Source organism: Psychrilyobacter piezotolerans (assembly GCF_003391055.1).
Classification (GTDB): domain Bacteria; phylum Fusobacteriota; class Fusobacteriia; order Fusobacteriales; family Fusobacteriaceae; genus Psychrilyobacter; species Psychrilyobacter piezotolerans.
This window is the reverse complement of sequence record NZ_QUAJ01000059.1, coordinates 1-3,217: the sequence shown is the minus strand read 5'-3', so window position 1 is coordinate 3,217 and position 3,217 is coordinate 1. Positions and strand designations below refer to the sequence as shown.

Genomic DNA, 3,217 nt, shown 5'->3' with positions numbered 1-3,217 from the left:
TCATAAAAAATATGGAGATTTGTATTATTCTTAAATTTTTACAACTTAATATTTTCGAAGAAGCTTATTTTCTAAGCCCCTTTTTATATACATTTTTTTATTCATTTATTTCCTAAAAGTAATTTTTTCTCTAAAAATTCTTTATCATCCAACTAAACTTCTTCTTTTTTACAAATATTCAAATTTATAATTTCCTAGATAATAAAAAAGAGGCTTGACCCTTTTGGGTCAGCCTGCTTAATCTCTATCTTTTATTCCTATTTTCCAGTTCTTTTTCCCTCTGCTTCATCCTTTCGTCACCTGAAAGAGGCTTGTCAGATTTCGGCATCACATCTCTAAAACTAGACACATCTATATTTCTATCCTTTCTTTTCTGCATTCCAGTTCTTCTTTGTTTATCGGGTGTTTCAGGAGTAGAATCTTCTCTGGTATTCGATCTGTTTTTTTTCTTTTTATTTATTCTACTTATAATCATACGAGCTATTACCAGGTAAATAATAATTTTTACTATATCAAACTCCATATCTATCACCCCTTACAAGTTTCTAAAACTTCTTCTACATGTCCTTTGACTTTGACTTTTCTCCATTCTTTCACTATCTCATTGTCTTCATCCAATAAAAATGTAGATCTCACTATTCCCATGGAGGTTTTCCCCATGAATTTTTTCTCCTGCCAAACACCAAATCTTTCACATATTATACCATCAATATCACTGAGTAGATTAAATGGTGTCTCTAACTTCTTAGCAAAGTTAAATTGTTTTTTTACAGTATCCCTGCTTATTCCAAAAACTTCTATTCCTAATTTTTTAAACTCCCCATAGAATTCACCGAATTCTTTAGTTTCAGTTGTTCACCCAGGGGTATTTGCTCTAGGGTAAAAAAATAAAACTTTTTTTCCCTTATAAGCAGATAAATCAACCATATCTCCATCTTGGTTTTCTAAAATAATCTCCATTAAAAACCTCCATTAATTTTTTTAAAAAAGGTAATATACAAAACATGTATATTACCTTTTTATTAGTTATTTACAGTAGGAGTAATTCATGAATTACCCTTACGAATTCTTATTTTCCCCTGCTGCTGTAAATGCTGTAGCTAGGTTAGCTACAGTTTGCAGCTCCGACGGGATTATAATCTTAGTTGCCTTTCCATCTGCTACTTTGACAAAAGCTTCCATTGCTCTCAGTGAAAGGACTTCCTTTGTTGGATGGGAGTCATTTAATAATTTTAATGACTCAGCCTGAGCTTTAGTTACTTCTAACAACGCTTCAGCTTCTCCTTCTGCTATCCTTACAGCGGATTCTTTATTAGCTTCTGCTCTTAAGATCGCCGACTGCTTTTCCCCTTCAGCTACTAATATTGCCGAAGTTTTTTCCCCTTCTGCAATAAGTATCTTTTGTCTTCTTTCTCTTTCAGCTTTCATTTGCTTTTCCATGGCATCCTGGATCTCTGCAGGTGGCATGATATTTTTTAATTCTACCCTGTTTACCTTGATTCCCCATGGATCTGTAGCTTCATCTAAGATAGCTCTCATCTTGGTATTTACAACATCTCTGGATGTTAATGTAGAGTCTAATTCTAAATCACCTATAATATTTCTCAGTGTTGTAGCCGATAAATTTTCAATAGCACTTAGGGGATATTCCACTCCATATGTATATAACTTGGGATCCGTAATTTGAAAATATATTACTGTATCTATCTGCATAGTTACATTATCCTTTGTAATCACTGGTTGAGGTGGAAAGTCTATAACCTGCTCCTTCAACGACACCTTTCTAGCTATCCTATCAATAAATGGAATTTTTAATCTAAGACCAACTTCCCAAGTATCCATATAGGCTCCTAACCTCTCAATAACATATGCCTGTGATTGCGGTACTATTCTAATATTAGTTACAATTAATAATATTATCAATAATATTATTGGAAAAAATAATAACATGTCTGCCTCCTTTTATATTTTCTTTTTAAGTATCAATTTATTCCCTTCTACTCTTTCTACAACTCCTGTGTCCCCTACTTCTAATTTTTCATCACAAGTAGCTCTCCAGTATTTACCATCCAATTTTACCTCATAGAGATCTGCCTCTATTTTTTTAGATATTTCAACATTTTGACCAAATATCCTGTTTTCAATCGGCTTTCTTTTCTCCAAAAGTTTTCTGACTATCGGTCTGGTTAATATTAGAAACAGTCCACTGAGTCCCACAAAAATATAAAATTCATTCACAGGATTTTTTATCATCCCTGATATCAGCGTCAATATTATAGCTGCAAAGGCAAACCATATACTCACCAATGCCGGCACTGCCAGCTCTACCACTATGAATATAATGGTCAATAAAAACCACCAGATCATTCCGCTATCCCATGTCATACTATTTCCCCATATTTTTCTTGATCCACTCTTTTATCTCTACACCCTCTATAGTCAGCTTATCTGTTCCGTTAATTTCGTCTGGCTCTATCATAAAGAAGTTTATATATAGATTATTATCTTTTTTATAGAATAAATCAAGTTGTAATGGTAAGAATACAACTTGTCCCTCTCCTAAATCTTCTACACTTAATCTTTTTAATGGATTTATTATCATGTTCATATAATCCATCTTCTCTATCATCCACATGTTATTAGTCCAGAATTTTCCTTCATTTAGTGTTTTACCTATAAATGGTTCTACGTTTGAGATAGCACTAAGTACCTTTCTTACTGATTCAGAATCAAAATTCTCATCATATGTAGCTTTCATCCCTCTATCTTGAGATATAAAATCTATAAACTGCTCACTTACCTTTTCTTTCTCTGCTACAGTATTCCAGTAATATATCATTGATTCCAATACGTCTAAACTTTTTCTCATTTTTTTGCCCCCTTTAGTTATCTATTTCTTAAATTTAGTATACCAAAAAAACCGCTTCTACCCAATCTTTTTTTTATAAAAATTTAGAGTTTAAATCATCTATTATTTTCTTTTTTCACCCATCAACTGGGTTTAATATACTTACGAGAACAATCCATGGGTTTTATACCAATTAACAAGTATATTTTTACACTAAAAAACAGTTAAATTTGCTAAAAAAAAATAAAAAAAAGCTAACGCTTCTTCAACCCCCAGCCCCCATCTTGGGGGTTTTTTGGTATAATAACTATTATGACTACTATTACACTTAAAGATATTCTTACCAACGACAACCTAAAAGCTTTTTTT

4 protein-coding genes and 1 pseudogene are annotated in these 3,217 nt (G+C 32.3%); all 5 read right to left on the bottom strand.

Features of this window, described 5'->3' with window-relative positions:
* Positions 1-244: 244 nt before the first annotated feature.
* The gene (locus tag DYH56_RS15500; protein ID WP_114643767.1) at positions 245-523 is read right to left on the bottom strand and encodes a hypothetical protein; all 279 of its coding nucleotides are present in this window, start codon (positions 521-523) and stop codon (positions 245-247) included.
* Positions 524-528: 5 nt separating this feature from the next.
* A pseudogene (locus DYH56_RS15495) lies at positions 529-843 on the bottom strand (peroxiredoxin); the annotation flags it as partial.
* 216 nt (positions 844-1,059) lie between these two features.
* A complete protein-coding gene (locus tag DYH56_RS15490; RefSeq protein ID WP_114643765.1) occupies positions 1,060-1,950 on the bottom strand; it encodes an SPFH domain-containing protein in 891 nt (296 codons plus the stop codon).
* A 12-nt stretch (positions 1,951-1,962) separates the two neighbouring features.
* Positions 1,963-2,385: an NfeD family protein gene (locus DYH56_RS15485; RefSeq protein ID WP_114643764.1), complete on the bottom strand. Its 423-nt coding sequence runs from the start codon at positions 2,383-2,385 to the stop codon at positions 1,963-1,965.
* A gap of 1 nt (position 2,386) precedes the next feature.
* Positions 2,387-2,869, bottom strand: coding sequence for a TDE2712 family protein (locus tag DYH56_RS15480; RefSeq protein WP_114643763.1), 483 nt, complete (start codon positions 2,867-2,869; stop codon positions 2,387-2,389).
* Between the last annotated feature and the right edge of the window lie 348 nt (positions 2,870-3,217).